We start from the raw sequence: 3,746 nt of genomic DNA, 5'->3' as shown, positions 1-3,746 counted from the left end.
GACGTGCGCGTCGAGTCGATCGCCGCCGGCGGCGACGGCGTCGGGCGCGTCGGCGGGATGGTCGCCTTCGTGCCGCGCACCGCCCCCGGGGACCTGGTGCGCGCACGGCTGTCGTCCGCCGGGCGCTTCGCGCGCGGCGTGGTCGAGGAGGTGCTGGAGCCGTCGCCGGCGCGCGTCGCGCCGCCCTGCCCGCACTACGAGCGCGACCGGTGCGGCGGGTGCCAGCTGCAGCACCTGGCGCTCGACGCGCAGCACGAGGCCAAGCGGCGCATCGTGGCCGACGCGCTCGCGCGCATCGCGCGCCGCCCCGTCGACGTCCCCCCGCCGGTCGCGAGCCCGGCGCCGTGGCGCTACCGGCGCAAGCTCACGCTCGCGCTGCGCCGCGCCGGCGGCGCGTGGATCGCCGGGCTGCGCGCGCACGACGACCCGGACGCCGTGTTCGCGCTCGAGGACTGCCCGATCACCGACGAGCGCGTGGTCGACGCCTGGCGCGCGGTGCTGGCACACGCCGAGCTCCTGCCGCGCGGCGCGCGCGAGCTGCGCGGCGCGGTCCGGCTGCTCGACGACGCGTCCGTCGCCTTCTCGCTGGAGGGCGGCGAGCGGTGGGCGGAGTCGGACCGGCTGTTCGACGCGGTCCCGCGGGTCGCCGCGCTCTGGTGGCACCCCGCGGGCGGACGCCGCCGCCTGCTCCACGACCGCCGCGGCGACGGCGCGCCCGGCGCCTCGTTCGTGCAGGTGAACCCGGGCGTCGCCGAGCGCCTGGCCGACGACGTGGTGGCGACGGTCCTCGCGCACGCGCCGGAGACGGTGGTGGACGCGTACGCCGGCGCCGGCGACGTCGCGGTTCGGCTGGCCGGCGACGGCGCGCGCGTGGTCGCCATCGAGTGGGACGCCGACGCCGCGGCGTACGCCGCCGCCCGGCTGCCGGCCGGGTCGCGCGCCGAGAAGGCCCGCGTCGAGGACGCGCTCCACGGCGCGCCGACGGCCGACGTCGCGCCCATGAACCCGCCGCGCGCGGGGCTCGACCTCGCGGTGCCCGCGGCATTGGAGGGCGCGCCGCCGCGCGCCGTCGTCTACGTGAGCTGCAACCCCGCCACCCTGGCGCGCGACCTGGCGCGCCTCCCCTCGTTCGTCATCCGCCGCGTGCAACCCTACGACATGTTCCCGCAGACCGCGCACGTCGAGACGCTCGTCGAGCTGGTGCCCGCATGAAGTACGTGGTCGAGGTCGACGGCGAGCGGACCACGGTGGAGATCGCGGGGGACGAGGTGCGCCTGGACGGGCGCGAGCTGCGCGCCCACCTGGTGCACGTCGAGGGGACGCCGGTCTCGCTCCTCACCATCGGCGAGCGCGTCTACCGCCTGGTGGCGCGGCGGGGCGACGCCCGGGGGCGCTACACCCTGTCGCTGGAGGGGCGGCGGTTCGCGGTCGAGGCGCTCGACGAGCGCACCCGCGCCATCCGCGACCTGTCGGCGGCCTCGGCGGCCGCGGCCGGGCCGGCGCCCCTGGTCGCGCCGATGCCCGGGCTGATCGTCCGGGTGGCGGTCCAGGTGGGCGACGCCGTGACGGCCGGCCAGGGGCTGGTCGTGATGGAGGCGATGAAGATGGAGAACGAGCTCCGCGCCCCGTCGGCGGGGACGGTCAAGGCGGTCCACGCCGCCCCGGGGACGCCGGTCGAGAAGGGGACGGTGCTCGTGGAGCTGGAGTGAGGCGGGGCTGATCCCCTTGGTTGACCGGGACTTAGGGCCCGGCTAGCTTCCGGGACTGCGCGAAAACGCCCACCGTCGGGACCGGTGGGGGCCGAGACCCGGGTTGCATGTCGCACCGGTGAGGCGCCGTCGTCCTGTCACCGGAGTAGCATGCGTTCCACGTACACCGCGACGCCCGCGGACATCGAGCCGCGCTGGTACGTCGTCGACGCCGAGGGGATGGTCCTCGGCCGGCTCGCCTCGGAGGTCGCCAAGATCCTCCGCGGCAAGCACAAGCCGATCTTCACGCCGCACATGGACACCGGCGATCACGTCATCGTGATCAACGCCAGCAAGGTGCGCGTGACCGGCCGCAAGGCGGAGCAGAAGCAGTACTTCCGCCACACGGGCTACATGGGCCACGAGCGCTTCACGCCCTTCGCGACGATGATCGCGAAGCACCCCGAGCGCGTGATCGAGAAGGCGGTCTTCGGCATGCTGCCCAAGACGACGCTCGCGCGGACGCAGATCCGCCGCAAGCTGCGCGTCTTCCCGGGCGCCGAGCACCCGCACGCGGCGCAGCAGCCGCAGGCGCTGACCTTCAACGGCGAGGGCAAGTAACCCATGGCTGACGCGAACCTGCACGCCATCGGCCGCCGCAAGGAGGCGGTCTGCCGCGTGTACCTGCGCCCCGGCTCGGGGAAGTGGGAGATCAACGGCCGCGCGCTCGGGGACTACTTCCCGCGCCCGACGCTCGTCTCGTCCATTCAGCTCCCGCTGTCCGCGACGGACAACCTGGGCAAGTGGGACGTGATGGCGAACCTGAACGGCGGCGGCGTCACCGGCCAGGCCGGCGCGCTCCGCCTCGCGATCGCCCGCGCGCTCGTGAAGCAGGACGAGACGTACAAGCCGAAGCTCCGCGAGCTCGGCCTGCTCACGCGCGACGCCCGCGCGGTCGAGCGCAAGAAGCCGGGCCGCCCGAAGGCCCGCAAGCGCTTCCAGTTCTCGAAGCGCTAAGCACCACCTGCGGTGCTGCGGGGCTGCGGAAGAGCTAGAGCGCCCTTCCGCAGCCCCGCAGGTCCGCAGCATCTCACACGCCGCCCGAGCGTTCCGCGGGTGCCGGCTCCGGCCGGTCGCGGGGCGCGACGACGACGGCGGACGACACAACCTCCAGTACGGAACCCAGTCCCATGGCCAGCAGCATGCAGCCCACCGGCGGCCAGCCGGCGATGCTCGAGCAGCTCCTCGCGGCCGGCGTCCACTTCGGACACCAGACGCGCCGCTGGAACCCCAAGATGCGCCGCTTCATCTTCGCGGAGCGCAACGGGATCCACATCATCGACCTGCAGAAGACGCTGCGTCAGCTCGAGCTCGCGCAGAAGCTCGTGCGCGACGTCGTCTCGCGCGGGGAGCAGGTCCTCTTCGTGTGCACCAAGCGCCAGCTCGCCTCGATCGTGAAGAGCGAGGCGGAGCGCGCCGGCTCGTTCCACATCACCGAGCGCTGGCTCGGCGGGCTGCTGACGAACTTCTCGACCGTCAAGAAGCAGATCAAGAAGCTCAAGGAGCTCGAGGCGGGCTCCGAGGCGGGCGGCGAGTTCGAGAACTACACGAAGAAGGAGCAGCTCATGATGACCCGCGAGCGCGACAAGCTCGCGAAGAACCTCTCGGGCATCAAGAACATGGGCCGCCTCCCGGGGCTGATGTTCGTCGTCGACTCCAAGAAGGAGCACATCGCCGTCGACGAGGCGCGCAAGCTCGGCATCCCGGTCGCCGCGATCGTCGACACGAACGCCGACCCGGACCTCATCACGGTGCCGATCGCCGGCAACGACGACGCGATCCGCTCGGTCGAGCTGATCACGAAGGCGATCGCCGACACGATCGCCGAGGCCCGCCTCGCGGCCCCGGTGCGCCAGGAGGAGGACGAGCAGGAGGCCACGGTCTACTCGTCGGAGCGCGGCAGCGAGCGCGCCGAGGGCGGCCGCGGCGGGCAGGGCGGCGGCCAGGGCGGGCAGGGCGGCCAGGGCGGCGACGACCGCAAGCGCCGGCCGCGCCGGC

The 3,746-nt window shown here is 73.9% G+C and carries 5 protein-coding genes; all 5 read left to right on the top strand.

Annotated elements, in window-relative coordinates; genetic code table 11:
• Positions 1-1,212, top strand: a 1,212-nt coding sequence (locus PYV61_RS22370; protein ID WP_345785280.1) for a hypothetical protein, incomplete at its 5' end; no start/stop codon positions are given.
• Positions 1,209-1,709, top strand: a complete 501-nt coding sequence (locus PYV61_RS22365; RefSeq protein WP_275835845.1) for a biotin/lipoyl-containing protein — start codon at positions 1,209-1,211, stop codon at positions 1,707-1,709. The genes PYV61_RS22370 and PYV61_RS22365, both read left to right, overlap by 4 nt.
• A 150-nt stretch (positions 1,710-1,859) precedes the next feature.
• Positions 1,860-2,309: a 50S ribosomal protein L13 gene (rplM, locus tag PYV61_RS22360; RefSeq protein ID WP_275835843.1), complete on the top strand. Its 450-nt coding sequence runs from the start codon at positions 1,860-1,862 to the stop codon at positions 2,307-2,309.
• Between the two features lie 3 nt (positions 2,310-2,312).
• Positions 2,313-2,705: a 30S ribosomal protein S9 gene (gene rpsI / locus PYV61_RS22355; protein WP_275835841.1), complete on the top strand. Its 393-nt coding sequence runs from the start codon at positions 2,313-2,315 to the stop codon at positions 2,703-2,705.
• 173 nt (positions 2,706-2,878) lie between these two features.
• Positions 2,879-3,746 (top strand): 30S ribosomal protein S2 (gene rpsB / locus PYV61_RS22350; RefSeq protein ID WP_345785279.1); only part of this gene is annotated, 868 nt, incomplete at its 3' end.

The sequence above is a fragment of the Roseisolibacter sp. H3M3-2 genome (genome assembly GCF_029211165.1).
Lineage (GTDB): Bacteria > Gemmatimonadota > Gemmatimonadetes > Gemmatimonadales > Gemmatimonadaceae > Roseisolibacter.
The sequence above is the reverse complement of the archived record's forward strand: the minus strand, read 5'-3'. Positions and strand labels throughout refer to the sequence as shown.

Excerpts from the sequence above, each read along its gene's own strand:
- PYV61_RS22365 (WP_275835845.1), top strand. The coding sequence starts at position 1,209 with ATGAAGTACGTGGTCGAGGTCGACGGCGAGCGGACCACGGTGGAGATC.
- rpsI (WP_275835841.1), top strand. The coding sequence starts at position 2,313 with ATGGCTGACGCGAACCTGCACGCCATCGGCCGCCGCAAGGAGGCGGTC.
- rplM (WP_275835843.1), top strand. The coding sequence starts at position 1,860 with ATGCGTTCCACGTACACCGCGACGCCCGCGGACATCGAGCCGCGCTGG.